Below are 22,188 nucleotides of genomic sequence, written 5' to 3'. Positions count from 1 at the left end.
CCGTCCCCCACCCCCGCCCCCGGCGGGGACGGCGCCCAGCGTCCCACCGGCCACTCTCGACAGGAAAGACGGGAACTTGAAAGAACCGGTGATGCCGGGAGCGGTACCCAACCCGCTCCGCAACGCCCTGGACCGCAGACTGCCCCGCATCGCCGGACCCAGCGTGCTGGTGCTCTTCGGCGTCACGGGCGACCTGGCACGCAAGAAACTCCTGCCGGCCATCTACGACCTGGCCAACCGGGGGCTGCTGCCGCCGGGCTTCGGCCTGGTGGGGTTCGCCCGCCGGGACTGGGAGGACCAGGACTTCGCCGACGAGGCCTACCGGGCGGTGCGCGAGCACGCGCGCACCCCGTTCCGCGAGGACGTGTGGCGCCAGCTCAGCGAGGGCGTCCGGTTCGTCCAGGGCGAGCTGCACGACGACGACGCGTTCGACCGCCTGGCCGACTGCGTGCGCACGCTGGACACCGGGCGCGGCACCGGCGGCAACTACGCGTTCTACCTGTCGCTGCCACCCAAGCTGTTCCCCACCGTGGTCAAGCAGCTCAAGCGGTGCGGGCTGGCCGAGCCCGAGGAGGACCAGGTCTCGGAGGGCGGGGTCCGGCCGTGGCGGCGGGTGGTGATCGAGAAGCCCTTCGGCCACGACCTGGAGAGCGCCCGGGACCTCAACGCGGTGGTGGACGACGTGTTCCCGCCCTCATCGGTGTTCCGCATCGACCACTACCTGGGCAAGGAGACGGTCCAGAACATCCTGGCCCTGCGCTTCGCCAACACCCTCTTCGAGCCCCTGTGGAACCGCAGCTACGTGGACCACGTGCAGATCACCATGGCCGAGGACATCGGCGTGGGCGGCCGGGCGGGCTACTACGACGGCATCGGCGCGGCCCGCGACGTCATCCAGAACCACCTCCTCCAGCTGCTGGCCCTGGTGGCGATGGAGGAGCCCATCTCCTACAGCGCGGACGCGCTGCGCGCGGAGAAGGAGAAGGTGCTGGCGTCGGTGTCGCTGCCCGAGGACCTGTCCACGGGCACCGCGCGCGGCCAGTACGCGGCGGGCTGGCAGGGCGGCGCGGCGGTGCGCGGCTACCTGGAGGAGGAGGGCATCCCCTCCGACTCGGTGACCGAGACCTACGCGGCGCTGAAGCTGTCGGTGGACACCCGGCGCTGGGCGGGCGTGCCCTTCTACCTGCGCACCGGCAAGCGGCTGGGACGCAGGGTGACGGAGGTCGCGCTGGTGTTCCAGGCCGCGCCGCAGCAGCTGTTCCCCCGCACCGACGTCAGCGAGGTGGGGCAGAACGCCCTGGTGCTGCGCATCCAGCCCGACGAGGGCGTGACGCTGCGCTTCGGCTCCAAGGTGCCGGGGGCCAGCATGGAGGTCCGCGACGTGAGCATGGACTTCGCCTACGGGCAGTCCTTCACCGAGGCCAGCCCCGAGGCCTACGAGCGGCTCATCCTGGACGTGCTCATCGGCGACCCGCCGCTGTTCCCGCGCCAGGAGGAGGTCGAGCTGTCCTGGCGGATCCTGGACCCGGTCGAGGAGTACTGGGCCAAGGCGGGCCAGCCCGAGCAGTACGGCTCGGGCACCTGGGGCCCGGAGTCGGCGGAGCAGCTGCTCTCCAGGGACGGCCGCCAGTGGCGGCGTCCGTGACCAGACACGACCCCGCCTGGAGGAACCGATGACGCTCTACCTGCCGCGCACCACGACCTCGCAGATCACCGAGGCGCTCATGGCCGAGCGGCTCAGCGTGGGCGGCGGTGCCATGAACATGGTCCTGACCCTGGTCATCGTCACCGACGAGGCCGACCACTACGACGCGGTGCGCGCCGCCACCGAGGCGGGCCGCGAGCACCCCTCGCGGGTGGTGGCGCTGGTACGGCGCGACCCCGACGCCGAACCGGCCATCGACGCCGAGATCCGCCGCCCGGGCACCTCAGGACCCGGCGAGGCGGTGCTGCTGCGGCTGTACGGGCCGCTGGGCGGGCACGCGGACTCGGTGGTCACCCCGCTGCTGGTGCCCGAGGCGCCGGTGGTGGTGTGGTGGCCGGGCGTGGGCCCGGCCAACCCGGCCGCGGACCCCATCGGCCGCCTGGCCCAGCGCCGGATCACCGACGCGCTGCGCGCCCCGGACCCGGTGGCTGACCTGCTGGAGCGGGTGTCCCACTACAGCCCGGGCGACACCGACCTGACCTGGACCCGCCTGACGCCGTGGCGCTCGCTGCTGGCCAGCGCCATGGACCAGCCCTGCGGCTGGGTGACCTCGGCCAGCGTGACGGCGGAGTCGCACTACCCGAGCGCCGAGCTGCTGGCGGCGTGGCTGTCGGACCGGCTGGACGTGCCTGTGGCCCGCGAGACCTCGCACGGCCCCGGCCTGACCGAGGTCCGCCTGACCACCGACCAGGGGGACATCGCGATCTCCCGGGTGGACGGCCGGGTGGCCACGCTGTCGCGGTTCGGGCAGCCCGACCAGACGGTGGCCCTGGCGCGGCGCGCAGCCTCCGGTGCCCTGGCCGAGGAACTGCGCCGTCTGGACCCCGACGAGATCTACGAGAGCGCGGCCAAACACCTGGAGCCGCTGCTCTCCGGAAGCGGAGCACGAGGATGAGCGAACCGGAGATCGTCCGCCACTCCGACGCGGGGGCGCTGGCCGACAGCGTCGCGTTGAAGCTGGTGAACATGATCGTCCAGGCCGAGGCGGACAGGCGCGACTTCCACCTGGTGCTGACCGGGGGCGGGATCGGCATCCGCACCCTGGAGGCGGTGCGCGACCACGCCCGGGAGGCCGGGATCAGCTGGTCGCACGTGCACCTGTGGTGGGGTGACGAGCGCTTCCTGCCGGACAAGGACCCCGAGCGCAACGAGACCCAGGCGTGCGCGGCGCTGATCGACGCGGTCCCGGTACCCGCGCACAACGTGCACCCGATGCCCGCCTCCGACGGGATGGACGGCGACCACGTCGAGCACGCCGCCACCCGCTACGGCCGGGAGCTGGCGGTGGCCGCGCGGGCCCGGGGGCCGGTGCCCGTGTTCGACGTGTGCCTGCTGGGCGTGGGCCCGGACGCGCACGTGGCCTCGCTCTTCCCGGGTCTGCCGGGGGTGCGCGAGGACGAGGCGTCGGTGGCCGCGGTGCACGACTCGCCCAAGCCCCCGCCGCAGCGGATCACCCTGACGCTGCCGTCGATCCGGACGGCCCGCGAGGTATGGGTGCTGGCCTCGGGCGAGGGCAAGGCCGAGGCCGTGCGGCTGGGCCTGGCCGGGGGCAGCGTGGACGAGGCCCCCGTGGCCGGTGCGCGCGGCGCGGAGCGGACCGTGTTCTGGGTGGACGAGGCGGCGGCCTCGAAGCTGTAGCCCATCCCGAAGCGCACGACCGTCATGTCGTCGAAGGGGATGAGGTCGCCGCCGACGCTCTGGTGGGTCTCGCTGCCCTTGCCCGCGACGAGGACGACGTCGCCCGGCTCGGCCGAGGACAGCGCGAGGGCGATGGCACCGCGCCGGTCGCCGATCCGCGCGAAGGGCGTGCCGACCGCCTCGATGCCCGGGACGACCTGGTCCATGATCGCCTCCGGGTCCTCGTACCGGGGGTTGTCCGAGGTGAGGACGCACAGGTCGGAGTAGGTGGCCGCGATCTCACCCATCCGGGCGCGCTTGGTGGTGTCCCGGTCGCCGCCGCAGCCGAAGACGGTGAGCACCCGGCGCGGGGCGAACCCGCGGATCGTGCACAGGACCTTGTCCAGCGAGTCGGACGAGTGGGCGTAGTCCACGATGACGGAGACCCCTTCGGGGGTGCCGAAGTGCTCGAACCGGCCCGGGATCTGCGGCATCCGGTCGAGGGCCTCCACCAGCGCGCCCAGGTCGTGCCCCAGGACGTGGCAGGCCGCCACCGCGGCCAGCGCGTTGGACACCGAGAAGCGGCCCGGGACGGGGATCGCCGCCGGGTACTTGTGGCCGCCGTGGTGCAGGACGAAGCGCGTTCCCGAGGCGTCGACGACCAGGTCCGTCGCCCGGTAGTCGGCGTCCGCGTCGACGGCGTAGGTGGTCACGGCGCCGGGCATCACGGCCGGGATCGCGGCGCCCACGGGATCGTCGGCGTTGACCACGGCGCGTCGGCACATGCCCCGGAACAGGAGCATCTTCGCCTCCGTGTAGCTCTCCATCGTGCCGTGGTCGTCCAGGTGGTCCTGGGTCAGGTTGGTGAAGACCCCGACGTCGACGAAGGAGCCGTCCACCCTGTGGTTGAGCAGTCCCATCGACGTCGCCTCCAGCACGACGCTGTCGCTGCCCCGCTCGCGCATACACGCCAGCAGGTACTGGAGGTCCGGTGACTCCGGCGTGCTCAGCACGGACCTCGGCATGGGGATCGGTTCGCCGCCGACCCGGGCCCCGGAGGTCCCGACGACCCCCACCCGGGCGCCCTCGGAGAGCGTCAGCAGCGACTCGTACATGGACGACACCGACGTCTTGCCGTTGGTGCCGGTGACGGCGACCACGTCCATGGCGCGTCCCGGTTCACCGTGGTAGCGCACCGAGACCAGTGCCGTCGCGATCCGCGCGTCCGGCACCCGGACCACGCACGCGCCGGTGTCCGTCGGCCGGTCCACGGCCGGGGCCGGACCCTCGACGAGCACGGCGGCGGCCCCGCGGGCGAGCGCCTCCCCGAGTGCCTCGAGGCCGCCCTCGCGATGTCCGGGCAGGGCGATGTAGAGCGAACCGGGAGTCACGCGGTCGACGTCCAGGCACGGCCCCGAGGTGATCGGTGTGTCCTGGTCTCCGTGCAGTACCTGGTGGTCGTGGCCGTACAGCAGTTCGCTCAGTTTCACGGGAGGTCCCTTCGGGAGTGGTGCGGCCGACGCCGTGGGCGCGGCCGCACCCGCGGACGCAGCCGACGGGGCCGGCTGGCGTGGAGAGTGGTGCGGGACTCGGGAGAGAGCCCCGGTCCGGCCCGGCGGGGGCTCGGGCGGAGGCGGAGAGGCGCGCGGTGCGCGCGGAGAGTGACGAGCCGCGGGACGCGGGAGGTCGCGGGCGCGACCGCCTCCGGGGCGGCCGGGACTACGTGGAGAGGTCGCTAACCGTGGCCGTGCAGGGCCGTGAGGCCGGTGCGGGGCGTCGCCGGGAGGACGGAGGTCGACAGGCTGACGGTCGAGAGGGACGCGGTGGCCGAGCCCAGGAGGAGGGCGGTCCGGAACGGACCCTGCTCCACCGCGCGCGTATCGGCCATGACTGGAGTGTACGCGCCGGACCGCGTACACGGGCGCGGGCGCGGGTGCGGACGCGGGCGCGGGTGCGGCTCCGGGGCACCTCAGTCGGGTGCGCCGGGGCAGGTGAGCCCGGGTTCGGGGACCTCGCCGGTGAGCAGGTAGGCGTCCACCGCGTCGTCCACGCACGGACTGCGGCCCGTGCCGTAGACGGTGTGCCCCGCGCCCTCGTAGGTGACCAGGGTGGCGGTCTCCATCCGCTCGGCCAGGTCCTCGGCCCAGGAGTAGGGGGTGGCGGGGTCGCCGACGGCGCCCACGACCACGACCGGGGGTGCGTCCGGCGCGGTCGCCGCGGGGGCCTCCTCCGTCCGGGGCCAGTACGCGCACGGCAGGTGGTCCCACACCGGGTCGGGCCCGAACAGCGGGGCCAGGTCGGCCGCCTCGTCGGCAGCGTCACGGTAGGCCTGCACGGTCACCGGGTCGACACGGTCGGCGCAGTTCACGGCGGTGAACACCGCGCTCGCGTCCTGGTGCTCCGTCCCCGGTACGACCTCGCCGGAGCCCGCCCGCGCGTACGCGCCGAAGGTGCGGTCGTAGAGCCGCCCGAGGTGGCGCCCGGTCCCCTCGGCGTCGTCCTCGGCGAGGGCGGTGAACAGGTCGGTGAGCAGGTCCCAGCCGTCCTCGCGGGACAGCTCCATGACGACCATGGTCATCAGTGTGCGACCGTCCACCGGGATCCCCTCGGCCTCGGCGGGGGCGCGGTCGAGGCCGCGCAGGAGGGCGGCCGCCCGGGCGTCGGCCTCGCTGAGGGTTCCGGAGCCGCCGGAACCGGGTGCGCGGTCCGCTCCGGCGAACGGGCAGGCCGCGTCCTGGGCGCAGTGGGCCACGAACGTGTTCCAGGTGCTCTGGAGGGCGGCGACCTGGTCGACGGCGGCCCGCGCGTTGGAGGTTCCGGTCGCCACGGCGCCGTCCAGGACCACCGCCCGGACGCGGTCGGGGTACAGGTGGGTGTAGAGGGCGCCGAGGTGGGCGCCGTAGGAGTGGCCGACGAAGTTCAACCGTTCCTCCCCCAGGGCGTCGCGGACGATGTCGAGGTCGCGGGCGACGTGGGCGGTGCCGAGGCGGGTCAGGAACTCCTCCCCCACGGTCTCCGTGCAGGCCCGGGCGTACCTGCGGGCGGCGTCCTCCAGGGGTTGGAGCTCGGCGGCGCCCAGGTCGCCGGGATCGGTACCGGCCACGTCCTGGCGCGCCTCGACCAGGGCGTACCGGTCCCCGCAGGCGAAGCCGCCGCTGCCTCCGACTCCGCGCGGGTCGAAGGAGACGAGGTCGAAGGCGGCTCGGACGTCGTCGCCGAACGGGGGCGAGCCCAGGGCTCGGACCCCGGAGGCGCCGGGGCCGCCCGGGTTGACGACCAGGGAGCCCAGGCGCTCCTCCGGCGGGCCGCTGGCGGGCGCGCGGACCAGGGCGATGTCGAGGGTCCTCCCGCCGGGCTCGTCGTGGTCCAGGGGGACCGTGACCGTGCCGCACTCCAGGCTCTCCAGCCACTCCGCGTCGGGTTCCCGGTCGGCGGGGCCGGTGGCGCGCGTGGCCGGTTCGGTGCCGCGTGCGGTGGGCGGGGCCCCCTGCGCGGAGGGGTCGCTGTTCCCGTCTGCCGGTTCGGCGGTCTCCGCGCTCCCGTGACAGGGCCGCCAGACGACGTCCTGCCCGAGGAAGGGGTCGTCGGCGGGAGGAGAGCATGCGGCGACCAGCACCACCGCCATGAGCCCACCGAGTCCGGGGGCACGTACCCCGCACCGCACCGCTGACTCCGTTCCCGCGTCCCGGCCCGCCTGCCCTCCCATCCTGCCCGGAAGGGGTGCGCGCAACCTCCGGAACGGGTCCGCCGACGTGCAAAAAGACGGTCAGGCCGAACGCCCGGGGCGGCGCTGTCGGCGCGTCAGAGCAGGCTGACGTCGGTGTCCAGCAGCGCGGGCAGGGCACCGGGGGAGGCGACCGTCACCAGGGGGCGCAGGGGGTCGCCGAACGCGATTCGGCCGGGCTCCCCGTCCAGTGACGGGTCCGTGTGGGCGATCCAGTCCACCAGTTCGACCGCGCGGCTGACGTCGCCTCCCGGCCGGGTCAGGGCGACCACCGTCCCCGCCACGTCGCAGCGCGTGCTGAGGTGGGCGGTGGCGGCGAACACGCTCTGCGCCCACGCGCCCCGGCCCACCTCGCGTGCCTCCCCGCCGGGGTCGCGGCGCCGCCGCCAGCCGGGCGCGGTCAGGCCCACCGCCCGGTCCTCGAAGGTGAGCACCAGGCTGGACCGCTCCTGAGCGGTCAGGCACTCCTCGGGGTCGGTGAGGGAGGAGTCCATCCACACCTGGACCGGGCCGCTGGCCGCGCGTACGAGTGCGGTGCGGGCGGCGTCGAGCAGGGCGGTGTCCACCTGGGTACGGGCCGCCCGGCAGGCGTTCCCGGTCAGCGAACCGCCCCCGTCCCCGCCTTCCGCACCGTCGCCGTGCAGCGGCGTGTACCCGGGCAGGACCAGGTGCCAGTCGACGCTGGCGCGGCCCCGCAGGGGCAGCTCGCCGTGGGTCAGGCAGACCACGGTCCGCCTGCGCGCCAGCTGGTAGGTGGCGCATGCGCCCGTCCGGCGGGCGGCCAGGGCCAGTCCCAGGCTCATCGCCTTGGTGCCGGTCGTGATGTCGGCGACGACCGGGGGCGGCGGGTCGGCTCGCTGCTCGCGCGCGATCCAGCCGTGGGCGGCGGCCGCGACCGCGTCGGCGTCGGATCCGTCCACGGGGTCGGGTGTGAAGCGGACCCGGTCGCGGTATCCGGTCTCCTTGAGCAGGGCGGCGTCGGCGTGCGGGGCTTCGGGGTGCTCGGCGGCGTGCAGGGTCCGGGCGGCGGACTCGCGCATCCGGTCGCGCACGCTCTGCCTGGAGGGCAGGACCAGGGCGCGGGCGGGCCGGTGGGCGTGCACGGCGGTGAGGGTGCCCAGGCGGCTGCCGCCCAGGGAGGTGACCAGGACGGGTCCGTCCCCGGGTACGGGATGGCGTTCGGGCGGCGGGGGCTCGGCGGCCTCCGGCGGTGCGGGGAGGGGGCCGGAGGCCGGGGTTCCGCCCGTGTCGGAGGGGGCCAGGCCCGGGAAGAAGGCCCTGCGGATGTCCTCGAACGACGTCAGCCGGGACAGCAGGTCCTCCAGGCTCCACACGTGCACGCTGCGGGCGGTCAGCGCCGGGTTGTAGGCGGTGACGCGTTCGCGCAGCCCGGGGACCGCGGGCCCGGAGTGGACGAACAGCACCTGGACGGCGGTGCCGAAGACCCGGCGGGCCTTGGCCACCGTCCACCCGGCCCGGGCGACGACGTCCTCGGGGCGGGTCTTGGCCTCCACGCACAGCACGCGGTGGCGGTGGCGCAGGAGGGCGTCGAAGTCGGCGACGGAACCCCCGGGGTGGCGGGGGTCGGCGACCTGGCGTGCCCCGACGACCTCGGTGTCGGACCGGCGGCGCGTGTGGCGCAGCAGGTGGGACAGGACGCGCCCCTCGGCGACGACGCCGCGCCGCGCGGCCGGGGACAGGTCGGGAAAGCGCGCCTGGAGGGCCTGGCGCCCGCCCTGGACGAAGAGGCGGACGGGTTCGGGGTCGCGGTCCTCCAACCAGTGGGCGCCGTGGATTCCGGCGAGGGTCCGCAGGTCGACGCCGTCGCTGACCAGCGGGCGCCCCGGATGGGAGCCGTCGGCGGTGCGCAGGCGGTCGTGCACCGCGTCCAGGTAGTGGCGCCAGCGGCGGGCACGGGGGTGCCGGTCCAGCGGCAGGGCCCGCTCGTGCAGCAGGGCCGCGGCCACGCTCATCACCTTGGTGCCGCCGGTGTAGTCCAGGTACCAGGGTTCGCCGCCGTTGGCGCGGTGCAGGGCGGCCAGGGTGTCGGTGACCGGACCGAAGTCGTGCGGGTCGGGCCCCACGCTCACCACGCTCACCGACTCGGGGGAGGCCAGGCGCTCCACGGCGGCGGCGACGCGCCGTGCCAGGGGCCGGGTCCCGTCACTGGCGACCAGGGCCAGGTGGTCGGCTCGCAGGGTGAGCGAGGACAGCAGTGCGGGGGTGGGGTTCTGTCCGACGAGCACGACGGCGGCACGGGGGCTGTCCACGGCGTCCTGTTCCGGGAGGGGGCGTCGGACGACCACGCTATGCGGTGGGACTCCGTTTCTCCAGCGCCCGGGTCCGGCGGCGCCGCTCTCCGCCGTGACGCTTCTTGTACTCATAGCGAGGTTCGAGCGCCGACATTGACTATAAGTACGAGATCATCGCAGGTCGGGGACGCTCGCGTCACACCGGTAACACCTCCGGTCGGTCCTAGGCGCCCACCGCCTCCTCGGGCACCGCCTCCGCGTCCCGCGGACGGGGGCCGAGCCGCACCGGGGCGCCGCTGACGACGAAGGAGCGGCAGGCGGTGACCACGCCGCTGCCGTCGCGCACGAGGTCGGAGGGCACCAGCAGGTCACGGCGTTCGGGGTGGGCGGAGACGACCACGGAGGAGACGATGAACCACACGCCTTCCTGGGGTTCGGGAAGGTTGGCCCGGGTGCGCTCCTCCGCCATCAGCGGGACCCCGGCGACCTCCAGGCCCACGGGGACGCGGACGGCCTCCACCCGGGCCGGTCGGGCCGACCTGGGCCAGCGCCGGATGACGCGTGACCTCTCGTCCACGACTGTCACCACATGCGGCGTCAGGTTGACCACCCGCATCCGGCGACCTCCGTTCCTCTCGCTTCCTCCGCCAGCCAAGCTGGCCTCCGGGTCCGGCGGCGCCGCGCCCTCACCGCAGTCTCTCGGACACAGCACGCACCCCCCCGGGGGACATGCCGGACCGGAAAACCCGTAAACACTGAGGCCATTGTTGCTGATATCCATTTTGTGCTTGTTTATAGGAATCCATGCAGCTTGGTACGGGAGTCCAACAATTGACATTTCCCCCGCAGTGGGCCTAATTTGATAGGTGACCTCCCGTTGACGCGGGGGTGTCACCTGAGGTCTCGCGTTCTCTTACGCGCTTTCCCGGAGGGCTGGGGAAGCGACCCGGCCCCGGACCACCGGGGAGAAGAGTTCGTGAGCACGCACCACTGCTCCGCCTGGGAGTTGTTCGGCTCCACCGCCTTCCTGCGCACCTTCACGCGCGTCCTGGGGTGCGGGCCGTGCTCCGCGGACGGAACCGCGCAGGGCTGCTCGGGTCACTCCGAACAGTTCTGCGACTATGTCGACCTGTGCGCCGAGCACTGCCCGTGCCCGGTGCACGGAGGCGATCCCGAGGGCGTCGTCGCCGTGCGCATGCGCCGCGCCGTGCCCGACGGCACCGACGTCGACCGTACCGCCGCGCACCGGCTGCGCGACGCCCTGGACGACGTGCGCCGGGACCGCTCCTACAAGAACCTGCGTCGCGTCTACCCGCAGGCCTCCGCCGACGGCCGGGTGCGCTGCGCGTTCTCCGAGCGCCCGCGCCGCTGGGCGCAGCGCCGCGACGTGGCCCGGGTCGCCTCGGACGTGGTCGACCAGGAGGCGCTGGCCATGCTGGTGCTCACCGCGGGCTGGGGCAACCCCGCCGCCGACCTGCCCGAGGACGTGCATCCGGGCGAGGCGGTCTCCTTCACCGAGGACGGCAGCGCCGTGCCCGTCGCCGACCTGCGTGGGCGCGCCGTGTCCGGGGTCGGGGAGCCGCCCATGGTCTCCACCGCCACCGGCGACTACCTGCTGCGCAAACTGGCCGAACTGGCCTCCGGACGCGACGCCGACGCGGGCCGCACTCCCGACCAGCGGCGCCGCCTGCTGCTGCGCGGCCTGCTGCCCGGCATGAGCGGCGAGGACGTCGCCCGCAGGCTCACCGGCGTGCTGGGCCGGATGGCGGTGGACATGCCCGTCCACTTCCGTCTGGTGCAACAGGCGCGGGGGCGGGCGCGCAGCGCGCCCTACTCCCCCGTCCCCGACGCGCCCGAACCCGGGGAGGAGTCCTCGGAGCGGCGCGAGGTGCTGGGCGTGCGGGAGCGCACCTGGCTGGAGCACACCGCCCGGAAGCTCACGGAGCGGGCCCAGGCCGCACGGGAGGACTTCGAGGCTGACCCCCAGGGCGCGCTCGACGCCCTGCTGTGCGCGCTGCTGGAGGAGGAACCCGCCCCGGCGCTGTGGTCGGGCGCCCAGGAGGACCCCGACCTGCGCGCGGACCTGCTCGAGGCGCTCGCCGAGGCCGTCGACAGCCTCCCGTGAGGGGACGCGCTCATCCGGCGTCGCGGAACCGCTGGGTGAGCGGGGGCAGTACCGGGTACTCGGCGAACTCGCGCAGCGACATCACCGCGGTCGCCTCCCAGGGCAGGCGGCCGCGCCACCGGCTGGCCAGGCACACGTCCACCGCCTGGTCCACCTCCCGCCAGCGCTCCGGGGCGGGCTCGCCCCGCAGGCGCCTGGCCGCCAGGGCGGCGCCGAACGCGTCCAGGAACCCCCGGACCCGCTCCGCCCCGGCGCGCACGACCCCGGCGCCCGGGTCCAGGGACAGCGCGCGGGCACGCCGGTCCACCAGGTACAGCTCCGGGCGCAGGTGGACGCTGCCCATGCCCAGCGACTTGCCCATACCGATCTTGTGCGCGTGTTCGGGGTCGGCGGGGTCGCCCCCGTCCACGGGGTTGTCCAGCAGCAGGGCGCGCAGCAGCGCACCGAGTTCGCCGTCGGTGAGGTTGGTGAAGGTGATGCGTGAGCGAAAGGTAAGGCCGTCCCGGAGGGGAACGATGTCGCGCTGGGTGTCGCGGGGCGGTTCGGGCTGGGACCCGGCCGCCAGCACCGCCAGTCCCAACTCCTCCTGGGTGCGGGCGTCGTAGCGCACCGGTCCGCCCGGGGCGGCGCGGTGCCGGTGCAGGTAGACCTTGTACCCGCCCAGGCGCACCAGGCCCTCGTGCGACCACGTGATGATGTCGGGCCGGTCTCCCGATGCGGCGTCGGGGCCCTGGACCAGGTAGTTGGCGAAGCAGCCGCGCTGGGGCGAGAGCAGCTGCACGCGCAGGGCCGCACCGTCGGGGTAGTCCGGGTCGGGGTCGGTGCTCAGCGCGCTGCCGAAGGACACCCGGCCCCTGGACGCCCCCGCCTCGCCCGCGAAGGTGTCGGTGTCGCCGAACAGGGCGCGGCACACGTCCACCGTGCGGCCCGCCAGGGCGGCCCGCCCCGGGTCGCCGTGCTGGGGCCCCAGGACGGGCTCGGGCAGGGCCCGGCGCACCGGGTTGTCGTCGCTGACGGCGATGCGGTAACCGCCGGAGCGGCCGAAGGAGACCACCGCCCCCGACGCGTCGAGGTCGAACCAGACCGGTTCGAGCCCGCGGCGGGGCAGGCCGCCGCCGCTGGCCCCGGCGACCGGTTCGCGCACGGGGTCGGCCGCGCCCGTGCCCAGGGTGTCGGGGAAGGCGGCGCGCTGGTAGCCGGTGACCTGCTCGGCCGACTCGAACAGCTCCACCATGGCGTCCGGGACGCGCAGGCGCCCGCCCAGGTCGGCGGGTCGGGGGAAGAGGTAGGCGTTGCGGCGCTCGCCCGCGGCGACCCCCGTCAGGACCACCAGGGCCCGCAGCACCCCTCCCTTGCCCAGATCGCGGGCGCCGTTGGCGCGGGCGTCGAGGTAGGCGCGGGCCTCCTCCTCTGTGGGTGCGACGGCGGCCACGCGCCGCTCCCCCGGCAGGTGGACCGCGTGCACCCACCGGTACTGGAGGCGCCCGTGCTGTTCGTGGGTGGTGGGGACGTAGGCGTTGCTCCTGGGCGGGTCGGGGAAGTCGTCGACGCCGAAGTCCCAGGTGCGCAGGCTCTCGCGCAGGACCGTGAAGGGCACCTTGAGGGCCTGCCCGGGCTCGCCGGACAGGGCGGTGGCGGGCACCTCGACCACGTACCAGCGCCCGTCGGGCGGCGAGTGGAACAGGAACCCCTGTTTGGTGCGCAGCCCGGACCGGCGCCTGCGGTAGTGGGAGTGCTGGTGGGCCATGACCCTGCGGGCGCGCGTGGACAGGGCGCTGTCGGCGCTGTCGGGGTCGATGCGCACGGGCGCGCGGAAGAACAGCATCGGGGTGTTGACCGGACCGGTCTCGCCGCTGGTGAGCATGCGCACGGTGTTGCGGATCAGGCCGCGCAGGGTCGATCCGGGGACGGCGGGCAGGTGGCGGTCTCCGTGCGGGAAGCGGGTGGAGGCGTTCACGCGCCCGCGTTCGAGGGTCTGGCCGACGAAGGTGGGGGTGAGCGTGGTCAGGGTCAGGTCGATCCATCCCGAATGGGTGCCCGCCACGGTGCGGTCGTGGCTGCGCAGCAGGTCGTCGGCGGGGTGGCCGCCGTGCAGGTCGGCTGCGGGCATGGGGGTGTCGGCGATCCGGACCAGGCCGTAGGGCGCGGTGGCGTGGAACCGCCCCGCCCGCTGGCGCGGGGCGTCGCCGAACCGGGCGGCGACCTCACCGGGGTTCACCACGGTCTCCCCTCCCTCCGGACCTCGTCGCCGGTGCCCACGTCGAACTCCGGTCCGGTCGGCTTGGCTCCCGGGCGCATCCCGGTGAGCCGGTGGAAGGCCACGCCCACCGCGCCGGTGGCGGGGTCCTGCGCCCAGTACTCGCGCACCGTCAGCCAGGTGCCCGTGCTCTCCAGAGCCGTCCCGCCGCCGGGCACGTGGCGGAGGCGGCCGGAGAAGTCGGTCCACGCCACCGGGAGCACCGCCTGTGTGCCGGAGGGCTCCCGCGTCACCGACAGGGGCCCCTCCCCGTCCAGGGTGCGGCTGTGGGAGGGGCCGTTCCAGCCCTGGAGGAGGAGGGAGCGATCGCGCGGGCGCAACTCCTCCGGGAGGTCGCCGGGGGCGTCCGCGCTGATCCACCCGGCCTCGGCGCCCTCCCCGAGCCTGATCTGCGCGTGCGGGCCGAACACCAGGACCTCCAGGATCCGCCACCGGTCGGCGTCGGGGCCGACGGGTGGAGCCGACAGGTGGGCGGTGGGCGGCTGGTCCGAGCGGCGCCACCGCGGTCCCGGGCAGGCCCCTGTGACGCGGCCGTCGCCGAGTTCGGCGAGCAGCCACTGCGGCTGGCCCGGTGCGCCGGCGAGGTCCCGCGTACCGGTGTCGAGCAGGCGGCAGCGGACGCCGCGGGCGAAGACGTCGTCGAGGACTCCGTCGACCTGGGCGGTGGTCAGGCGGTGCACGGCCAGGCCGTGCGGGCGAGGGGGCTCGTGGTTCACCTGGGCTCCCGGAGGATGCCCTGGCCTTGAGGCCGGGGAGGAATCCGGGCGGGCAGCCCGCACCTTTCCCGTTTTGCCTTACACATGCTTCTCCTTGTTCTAGCCTTTGCCGTATGCGGACGGCGTACAAGTGCCGGACCTACCCGGACCCCGAACAAGCGGCCCAGTTGGGCCGCACGTTCGGATGCGTGCGCCTGGTATGGAACAAGACCCTCGCCGACCGCCACACCGCCTACCACCAGCACGGAGAGAAGACCTCCTACAAACAGACCGACCAGGCGCTGACCGGGTGGAAACGCACCCAGGAAATGGCGTTTCTGTCCGAGGTGTCCTCGGTCCCCTTGCAACAGACCCTGCGCCACCAACACAGCGCGTTCGCCAGCTTCTTCGCCCAACGCGCCAAGTACCCCCGGTTCAAGTCCCGCAACGGACGCCAGTCGGCGCACTACACCCGGTCGGCGTTTCGCATCAAGGGTGGACAGCTGTTCCTGGCCAAACACAAGAGGCCGCTGAAGGTGGCCTGGTCGTGGGATGACGTCGATTTGGCCGCGTTGGAGGTGACCACGGTCATCGTTTCGCGTGAGGCGGACGGGCGCTGGTATGTGACCTTCGCCGTGGACACCGACGATCCTGACCCGGCACCGGACACCGGGGGCGAGGTGGGTGTGGATCTGGGGGTGAAGGACTTCGCGACCCTGTCCACGGGCGAGAAGATCGCCAACCCACGCCATTTGGAGCGTAAGGCCCGCAACCTCAAGCGTTACCAGCGGCGCATGGCACGCAAGGTGAAAGGCTCGAACAACCGCCGCAAGGCCAAGCGCAGGGTCGCGGCCGCGTACCGCAAGGTCCGCCACGCCCGCGCTGACTTCCTGCACAAGACCACCACGCGTTTGGTGCGCGAGCACGACCTGATCGCGATCGAGGACCTGAACGTGCGGGGCATGACCGCCTCCGCACGCGGCACCGCCGAGCAACCCGGTAAACAGGTCCGTCAGAAGGCCGGGCTCAACCGGTCGGTCCTGGATGCTGGTCTGGGTGAGTTCCGCCGTCAACTGGAGTACAAGGCTGAACGTTTCGGTCGAACCCTCGTGGTAGTCGACCGGTGGTTTCCCTCCTCGAAGACCTGCTCTGCGTGCGGGTACCTGTTGGATCGGCTTTCGCTGGGCACCCGGGTATGGGCGTGCCCTTCCTGTCGCGCCCGACATGATCGGGATCTCAACGCGGCCAAGAACACTCTTGCGGCTGGTCGAGTCGCAGCCCGAGAAGTAGTCTCGGGTGATGCCTGTGGAGCTGGTGTGAGTCGGCAAGGGTCCTCCCTTCCGCTGTCGGCTGCGAAGCAGGAAACCGGGCCCGTGAGGGTCGCCGCGCGAGCGGCACCGGACCGTTAGGTTCGGCCGGAATCCCCCTCCTTCGAAGAGGGGGAGTAAGTCAACTGGGCTCCTCCGTCGTGGCTTCGGGGGCGAGCGCGGCGTGCAGGGCGGCCAGCCAGCCGCGCGCGGTGGCCGCGTCGGCGCTGGCGGGTGCGAACAGGGCGGAGACCAGGTCCACCGTGTCCGTCGGCCCTCCGCCCGCGGGGTGGGTGGCCAGGAGGGCACGGGTCGCGGTCAGGCGCCCGTTCCCGCTTCCGGCGCCCGCACCGAGGGTGTCGAAGGGTACCGTGGCCAGCTCCCGCACGAGGAGGGCGAGCAGGCCGCGGACCGCGTCGTCGGGCTCGCGCACGTCCAGGACCACCTCGGCGCTGCCGCCGCAGTGCAGGTCGGTGGTGAACAGGCGGCCGTCCACGGCGTCACCGAAGAGGGAGTCCACGGTCAGCCGGGTGGTGGTCAGGGGTGCTCCGCCGGTGAGCACGGGGACGGTGCGCAGCCGGATCCGGGAGGGGCGCGGGAGGCCGCGGCGGTCAGTGTCGGCGCCCCACCAGCGGTCGTGCCAGTCGCGCCACCGGTCCGGTCCGGCGCCCAGGTGTTCGGCCGCGTCCCGGACCAGTCGGCCGCCGATCCTCTTGAACAGGGCGAACAGCGCGGTGTCGCCGAGGACCGGGGCGAGGTGGACGGCGGCCTTGTCCGGGTCGGTGACGGCGGGGCGGTGGCGGTGCGCCCGGTCCACCTCGCCCAGGCGTTCGGGGACGGGGACGTCGCCGACCATGAGCAGGCCGGGCCTGGGTTCGCGCGGCGGCGGGGCGGTGGGGTCGGGCTGCTCGGCGACGGCCAGGGTCAGGTGGAGTTCGGCGCGGTGGCGGCGGTCGGGCCGGTGCGCGCGGGCGGTCGCGTGGGCGGCGGTGGCCCCGCGCCCGCAGGCGCGCAGGGCCCCGGTCAGGGCGGTGGCCAGGTCGGCGGGGGCGTCGGCGAGCGCGTCGGCGCCCTCCTCCCAGCGCCGGGCCCAGGAGCGCGCGTGGTAGGCGAACCAGCCGCGCTCGTCGGTGAGGTCGTGGCGGCGCGCCGCCCAGTGGGTGGCGCGGACGGCGCCGTAGCCGCGGCCGGTGCGCCCGCCCACGCGGATGCCGGGGCCGGGACCGTCGGGCCCGGAGAGTCCGTCGCAGGCCAGGAGCAGCAGGGTGAGCAGGCGGGCCTCGTCGGCCGGCGCGGGGACGTGCAGGCGCAGGTGCGCGGTGAGCACGGTGCCCGCCGGCAGGATCTCCCACCGCCACGTACGGCCCGGCTGGACGGTGCCCGCGGCCGGGTCGACCCGGGTGCCGGCGCGGACCGCGACCGCGGTGTCCTCGGGGAGTTCGGCACGTGCGTCGTCCACGTCCAGCGCGCTCGTGGCGGCCTCCTCCCCGCCCGACGCGGCGTCGGACTCCGCCGAGCCCATGAGGGCGCGGACGCTGTCGGGGTCGCCCGTGCGGGCGGCGAGTTCGTGGCGCAGCAGCCCGGCCAGGGTGGTGGCGCGCAGGCGGGGCAGACCGGTGGCCGGGTCGCGGTCCACGTGCAGGTCCACGTCGCTTCCGGCGGCGTGGCGGGGCGTGGCCCGGGCTGCCCCGACATGGGTGTCGGAGAGCAGGCACAGCCGCAGGGTGATCTCCCACAGCAGCCCGGGCGGGGCTGGCTCGCCGCTCACCCGGGGCCTCCCCCGCCGGGGCGTCCCCCGTCCTGCTCGGCGCGCGGCAGGCGGGCGGCCTCGGCCAGCCAGGAGGAGACCAGGACCAGGGCGAGGCGGGCGGCGGCGCGGCGCTCCCAGTCGCGGGCCCGGGCGGAGAGGCCCTGGTCGCCGGGGGGCAGGCCGTCGGGCAGGGAGAGGTCCACGGCGGCGACGGCGCGGGCGTAGGCGGGGCTGTGCACGGGGTCGGGGCGGTTGTCCCGCCACCAGGCCTCGGCTCCGCCTGACAGGCCCCCCAGCCAGGACCGGACGGTGACGGGGCTGTCGCGGCCGGGGCGGGCCAGGCGGGCCCGGTCCAGGACGCGCACGGCCCGGTCGTGCAGGGCCTTGTGGGTGCCCGCGGCGCCCGGAGCGCTCGTGTGGCCGGGGAGGCGGCCGCAGACGGTGTGCTCGAGGGCGGCCAGGGCGTCCTCGGGGGTGGCGTGGGGATGGGTGACGACCTCGCGCAGGCGGCCCAGCAGGCTGGGGGTGAGCGGGGCGAGCCAGCGGGCGGAGCCCCGGGCCAGGGCGCGTGCGTGGTCGCGGACGGGCTGGGCCGCGGCGTTCCACAGGAGCGCGTCGTACAGGTCGCGCAGCTGGCCGTCCTCCTCCTGCGGGAAGGGCGTCGCGGCGGGGACGGCGCGACCGTCGGGGAGGGCGACGGTGCCCGACGCACGGACCGCGAGGGGGGCTGCCAGCGGGGCGAGGGGTTCGGGACCGGGAGGTGGCGGGGAGAGCAGGGTGAACTGGCCGTGGCCGTCCACGACCCGTTCGCCCAGGGGATGCGCCTCCAGGTCGCGGACCCGCTCGGTGTCCAGGTCGCGGTCCAGGGCCAGGCGGACCACCGCGCCGGGGCGGGCGGCCCAGCGTTGGGCCATGGGGCCGTGGTAGCCGCGGTGGTAGGCGCCGACGAGCCCGGCCTCGGCGTGGCTGGCGAGGACGCGCGCACGGGCGCCGGGCAGGCGTCGGGCCAGGAGGTCGAGCACCGCGGGCACCAGGTGCGCCGGGCGGTGCTGGCCTTCGTCCCCCACCAGCAGCGCCGGGGAGAGCAGGAGCAGGTCGAAGGGGGATCCGGCCGCCCAGGAGCGGGGGCCCGCGGGTTCGACGCGGTCGGGCGACAGGAGGCGGCCGGGGTCGGCGGGGGCCACGCGGACGCCTCCGTGGGCGCGGGTGCCGCCGGAGCCGAGGGTGAGGGTGCCGTCGGCCTCGGCGAGGAAGGCGGCGACGCGTTCGGCCAGTACCCGCAGGGCGGCGTGGTCGGGGGCGCGCAGCTGCCACCGGGCCTCGAAGACCTGGCCGGGGTCGATGCTGGTGGTGAGGAAGGGGACGCCCCGGGGCGCGTCGCCGGTACGGGGGCGGCCGAGGTACTGCTCAGCGGTGGTGCGCACGGCGGCACGCAGGGAGCGGTCGGGGGTGAGGGGGTCGCGGACCGCGCGGTAGGGCGTGGCCGGGTCGGTGGGCCCGAAGGCGTCGACGGTGGTGTCGCCGTCCTTGCCCGGCGTGTACAGGTGGGCGGGAGCGGGGTGGGCCGCCCCGGCTTCCAGAAGGGGGTGGGCGGGGGCGAAGCGGACCTGTTCGCCGCGGGCCACCCAGTCGTGGAGTTCGCGGTCGCGGCCCGCGCGCCGCAGCGCGGCGGCGAGCATGCCGCGCTGGGCGCGGCCGCTGACGGAGTGCTCGGAGTCCACGCGCAGCGGGTCGAAGGAGGTGCGTACGGCCAGGGTGTCGGTCAGGACGTAGCGCAGCGGGAGGTAGCCGCTCACCGCGAACCCGCTCACGTGCCTCCCTCCGTGTCCCGGTGCGGTCCGGTGCCGCGCCGTGGCGTCCGTGCCGGCACCGGATCCGCGCCCGCGACGGTGTTCCCTGCCGGAGAGGCGGTGGGACCGGGCGTCGCCGTACCGGGGGAACGGAGTCTCATGGGGGTGTACCTTCCCGTTCCCGGCCGCCGTTCACGGGCGCGGCCAGGCGCAGGGTCACCGCGTGCGGGTCGCTCCCCCCGGACCCGGCCAGGCGCACGTCCACCCGGCCCCGGCCGCGCGTGCCCCTCGACCCGATGCGGGTGGTGGCCAGGCAGGCGCGGGCCAGCAGCCGCCAGTGTTCCTCCCCCGGAGGGGATGCCCAGGTCAGCGCGGCGGTGAGGGTCAGCCCCGGCAGGAGCGTCCGGTGCGTGCGCAGGCGGCCCGGCTCGGGGGCGCCGTCCTGTCCCACCGCGATGCCCGACTCCAGGGTCGTGTAGGCGTCGGTGACCGCGCGGCGCAGGGTGGAGCGCACCGGTTCGGCCCGACCGGCGAGCGCGCGGGCGACCGCGGCGCGCACCCCGTCGCCCAGGACGGCGTGGCCCACCCGCAGCATCCGGTCCGCGCCGTGCGAACTCCCCCGGCCGAAGACCTCGTCGCAGGCCCCGGCCAGGCCGGGCGCCACCGCCAGGGCGCTGACCGCTCCGGCGCGCAGCCGCGCGGCGAGGCGGTGGCGGGGCAGGTAGGGCAGGCCGTGCTCGTCGGTGACCACGTCGGTGTCGGCGCCCGTGCCGTCCGCGCTGGCGCCGACGAACAGCGCCGGAGAGGCCAGGTGCACGGTGACGCGGTCCGGGCGGCTCACCGGGACGCGCCCCGCGGGCGGAGCACCCGGGCACGCGGGCCGTCGCTCCGCGCCCGCCACTGGGGGCGGTGGGGGTCGAGGGCCGCCGCCAGCCCGGGGTCCAGGTGCAGGTCCATCACCTCGACCGCGTCCAGCAGGCCGCCGGGCGTCCAGCCGCGGGGCAGGTCGACGGGTCCGCCCGTCACGCGGGCGCGGCGGGCGAGTTCGGGCCCCGGATCGGCCCCCGACTCCAGCAGGGGGACCAGCGCGGAGACCAGCCAGCCCCGCTGCCGGGTGTCCCCGTCGGCGAGCAGGCTGTCCGGGGCGGTCGCGGACAGGTACCGGTCCAGGAAGCGGGCGAACCCGGTTCCGGTCAGGGGCAGGCAGGTTCGCGGCACGGGCGCCTGGCGGGCCCGGTCCAGGCGGCGCAGCACACGCCCGACACCGTCGAGGCGCGTCGTCCAGGCCACGGCGTGCTCGTCGCCGGCCCCGGGGTCGGCCTCGGCGACGTGAAGGCGGTGCTGCTTGGCGCGGCGGCACATCGCCTCGCACAGGTCGTAGCCCAGCGACAGCGGGGCGCCGACCGGCTGCACCGCCACGCCCACCCCGACCGTGGGCACGAACGTGGTGTGCGCCGCACCGTCCGGCGCGACGACGGTGCGGCCGCCGCCGGGGCGGTCTCCGTGGGCCTCGGCGAGCGCGCGGTGCAGCCCCACCCGGGGGTCGCGGTCGTCGCCGACGCGCACGGGGTCGGCGTCCAGCCAGTCGAGGGCGTAGCGCACCAGGCTGAGGGCGAGCCGGGCGTCGCACAGCACGGTCAGGTCGTCGCCGGCGACCACGACGGGGCGGACCGGCAGGGCCGCGGGCCCGGGCGGCTCGTGGTGCAGGGTGATCGGCGCGGCGGCACCGGTCCCCGGGATGACGGGGCGCCGGCCGGGCCCGGCGTGGACGGTGGCCGCCACCGCGCGCACCAGGACGCGGGCCAGCCCCTCGGTGAGTCCGGCGATGCGGGTGGACAGGCGGCGCTGGGCGAAGGCGCCCGAACCCGGTACCGCCGGGTCCCCCGCGCGTTCGCGGTACTCGCCCAGGAGTGCGCCCAGGCCGTTGACGTCGATGTGGACGACCGCGACGCGGCTGAGGCCGCCGTGGTCGCGGCCCAGGCGGTCCACCTCCATGGGCAGGGTCAGGTCGGGGGCTCCGGCGGCGGTGGCGGCACCGGCCAGCCAGGCGGAGCTGTGGGCGCGGTGCCAGCGGCGGCCGATCCCCCGGGCCCGGGCGACGTCGGCGGCCACCCGCTCGTGCACGTCGGCGTGGTCGTCCTGGGCGCGGCTGCTGTCCACCGTCTCGGCCGGGCCGCCGCTGACCGAGCACACGGCGGTGATCCCGTACCCGTGGGCGGGGGTGTGCAGGGCCGACATGTGCCGCCGCGCCTCGCGCAGCCGCGCCGGGAGCAGGGCCAGCGCCTCGTCCACCCCCGCGGGACGCCGTGTCGGACCGCCTCCGGACGGTCGCGTGCTCCCCCGTGCGGCGCCCGCGGCCTCACGCGGGTCCACGGCTCCCGGGCGGTCCGGCCCCGCGGCTGCCGTCATGTCCGTACTCTGCGCGCGGCCCGCCCCGGGGGCCGGCGTCGTGTCGGTGTGCTCCGCGGCGGCGGTCCCCGAACCCTCCTGCGCGTGTTCGGCCTCGGGACCGTAGGCCACGTGCGCGACCACGGGGGTCAGGTCAGCGGCGCGGTCGCGCAGCCTGCGGGTGTAACGGGCGGTGAACCCGCGCGCCGACGCCGCGTCGGGGAAGACCGCGGTGAGCGCCCCTCCGGCGTCACGCAGCACCACGCAGCCCGGCGGCACGAGGTCGGCGATCCCGTGCTCGGCGTCGGAGGTGTCGGTGAGCTCCGCGACGAGGGCCGCGCGCCCCACCGCGTCCAGGATGCGCCGCCCGCTGTACACGTAGGCCTGGATGCCGCGCAGGTCGACACCGACCACCACACCGCTGGACGGTGTTCCCCCCGGTTCCGTCGGGGCACCGGGGGGCCGGTGCTGCTCGGGGGCGAAGGTCACCGTGTCGGGCTCCTCCATCGGCGGGACGTGCGGGGACGCGGCGCTGCCGTGCGGCGCCTGCTGACCTCTCTCGGACGGTTCGGACGGTG

General features: G+C 75.3%; 15 protein-coding genes and 1 pseudogene. 5 read left to right on the top strand and 11 right to left on the bottom strand.

The genetic code is table 11. From position 1 onward, the window contains the following. The first annotated feature begins 91 nt into the window (after positions 1-91). From zwf to pgl, 3 genes are read left to right on the top strand one after another with little or no spacing between them, the layout of a single operon-like run. On the top strand, positions 92-1,645 hold the full coding sequence (gene zwf / locus HGB44_RS26540) for a glucose-6-phosphate dehydrogenase (protein ID WP_061081241.1): 1,554 nt from the start codon (positions 92-94) through the stop codon (positions 1,643-1,645). 28 nt (positions 1,646-1,673) lie between these two features. Then, positions 1,674-2,600 carry a glucose-6-phosphate dehydrogenase assembly protein OpcA gene (locus HGB44_RS26535; protein ID WP_061081240.1) on the top strand — a complete coding sequence of 309 codons (927 nt, stop codon included), beginning with the start codon at positions 1,674-1,676 and terminating at the stop codon, positions 2,598-2,600. Further along, positions 2,597-3,343 carry a 6-phosphogluconolactonase gene (gene pgl / locus HGB44_RS26530; protein ID WP_061081239.1) on the top strand — a complete coding sequence of 249 codons (747 nt, stop codon included), beginning with the start codon at positions 2,597-2,599 and terminating at the stop codon, positions 3,341-3,343. The genes HGB44_RS26535 and pgl overlap by 4 nt, the downstream gene beginning before the upstream one ends. Positions 3,344-3,366: 23 nt before the next feature. On the opposite strand, the pseudogene HGB44_RS26525 reads toward pgl, so the two are convergent. The 5 genes and pseudogenes from HGB44_RS26525 to HGB44_RS26505 all read right to left on the bottom strand — a co-directional run. Continuing rightward, a pseudogene (locus tag HGB44_RS26525) lies at positions 3,367-4,812 on the bottom strand (UDP-N-acetylmuramoyl-L-alanyl-D-glutamate--2,6-diaminopimelate ligase); the annotation flags it as partial. Between the two features lie 245 nt (positions 4,813-5,057). Then, the gene (locus HGB44_RS26520; protein ID WP_168444150.1) at positions 5,058-5,210 is read right to left on the bottom strand and encodes a hypothetical protein; all 153 of its coding nucleotides are present in this window, start codon (positions 5,208-5,210) and stop codon (positions 5,058-5,060) included. Between the two features lie 81 nt (positions 5,211-5,291). After that, positions 5,292-6,947 (bottom strand): alpha/beta hydrolase, encoded by a 1,656-nt coding sequence (locus HGB44_RS26515; RefSeq protein WP_061080362.1) that lies wholly within the window; start codon positions 6,945-6,947, stop codon positions 5,292-5,294. Positions 6,948-7,123: 176 nt separating this feature from the next. Then, positions 7,124-9,316, bottom strand: coding sequence for a PDDEXK family nuclease (locus HGB44_RS26510; RefSeq protein WP_061080374.1), 2,193 nt, complete (start codon positions 9,314-9,316; stop codon positions 7,124-7,126). A gap of 205 nt (positions 9,317-9,521) precedes the next feature. Next, positions 9,522-9,914, bottom strand: a complete 393-nt coding sequence (locus tag HGB44_RS26505) for a hypothetical protein (RefSeq protein ID WP_061080361.1) — start codon at positions 9,912-9,914, stop codon at positions 9,522-9,524. Between the two features lie 360 nt (positions 9,915-10,274). Between HGB44_RS26505 and HGB44_RS26500 the strand changes: the two genes are divergently transcribed. After that, positions 10,275-11,423: a hypothetical protein gene (locus HGB44_RS26500; RefSeq protein ID WP_061080360.1), complete on the top strand. Its 1,149-nt coding sequence runs from the start codon at positions 10,275-10,277 to the stop codon at positions 11,421-11,423. A 10-nt stretch (positions 11,424-11,433) separates the two neighbouring features. Here HGB44_RS26500 and HGB44_RS26495 read toward each other — a convergent pair whose 3' ends face one another. Then, positions 11,434-13,644 carry a TIGR03986 family type III CRISPR-associated RAMP protein gene (locus HGB44_RS26495; RefSeq protein ID WP_061080359.1) on the bottom strand — a complete coding sequence of 737 codons (2,211 nt, stop codon included), beginning with the start codon at positions 13,642-13,644 and terminating at the stop codon, positions 11,434-11,436. Further along, positions 13,638-14,396, bottom strand: coding sequence for a hypothetical protein (locus tag HGB44_RS26490; protein ID WP_061080358.1), 759 nt, complete (start codon positions 14,394-14,396; stop codon positions 13,638-13,640). The genes HGB44_RS26495 and HGB44_RS26490 overlap by 7 nt, the downstream gene beginning before the upstream one ends. 113 nt (positions 14,397-14,509) lie before the next feature. On the opposite strand from HGB44_RS26490, the gene HGB44_RS26485 reads away from it, so the two are divergent. Next, positions 14,510-15,784 carry an RNA-guided endonuclease InsQ/TnpB family protein gene (locus HGB44_RS26485; RefSeq protein WP_061080357.1) on the top strand — a complete coding sequence of 425 codons (1,275 nt, stop codon included), beginning with the start codon at positions 14,510-14,512 and terminating at the stop codon, positions 15,782-15,784. A 40-nt stretch (positions 15,785-15,824) separates the two neighbouring features. Here HGB44_RS26485 and HGB44_RS26480 read toward each other — a convergent pair whose 3' ends face one another. The 4 genes from HGB44_RS26480 to HGB44_RS26465 all read right to left on the bottom strand — a co-directional run bounded on the left by HGB44_RS26480 (position 15,825) and on the right by HGB44_RS26465 (position 22,117). Further along, the gene (locus HGB44_RS26480) at positions 15,825-17,450 is read right to left on the bottom strand and encodes an RAMP superfamily CRISPR-associated protein (protein WP_061080356.1); all 1,626 of its coding nucleotides are present in this window, start codon (positions 17,448-17,450) and stop codon (positions 15,825-15,827) included. Continuing rightward, positions 17,447-19,243: a hypothetical protein gene (locus HGB44_RS26475; protein ID WP_061080355.1), complete on the bottom strand. Its 1,797-nt coding sequence runs from the start codon at positions 19,241-19,243 to the stop codon at positions 17,447-17,449. Before HGB44_RS26475 ends, HGB44_RS26480 begins: the two co-directional genes overlap by 4 nt. 136 nt (positions 19,244-19,379) lie before the next feature. Continuing rightward, positions 19,380-20,063 (bottom strand): hypothetical protein, encoded by a 684-nt coding sequence (locus HGB44_RS26470; protein ID WP_061080372.1) that lies wholly within the window; start codon positions 20,061-20,063, stop codon positions 19,380-19,382. Next, positions 20,060-22,117 carry a thioesterase domain-containing protein gene (locus HGB44_RS26465; RefSeq protein WP_210752193.1) on the bottom strand — a complete coding sequence of 686 codons (2,058 nt, stop codon included), beginning with the start codon at positions 22,115-22,117 and terminating at the stop codon, positions 20,060-20,062. The genes HGB44_RS26470 and HGB44_RS26465 overlap by 4 nt, the downstream gene beginning before the upstream one ends. Positions 22,118-22,188 lie beyond the last annotated feature (71 nt).

Origin of the sequence: Nocardiopsis alborubida, assembly GCF_012396365.1 — a bacterium.
In the GTDB taxonomy this organism is placed as follows: Bacteria; Actinomycetota; Actinomycetes; order Streptosporangiales; family Streptosporangiaceae; genus Nocardiopsis; species Nocardiopsis alborubida.
This window is presented reverse-complemented; position numbering and strand designations above follow the sequence as displayed.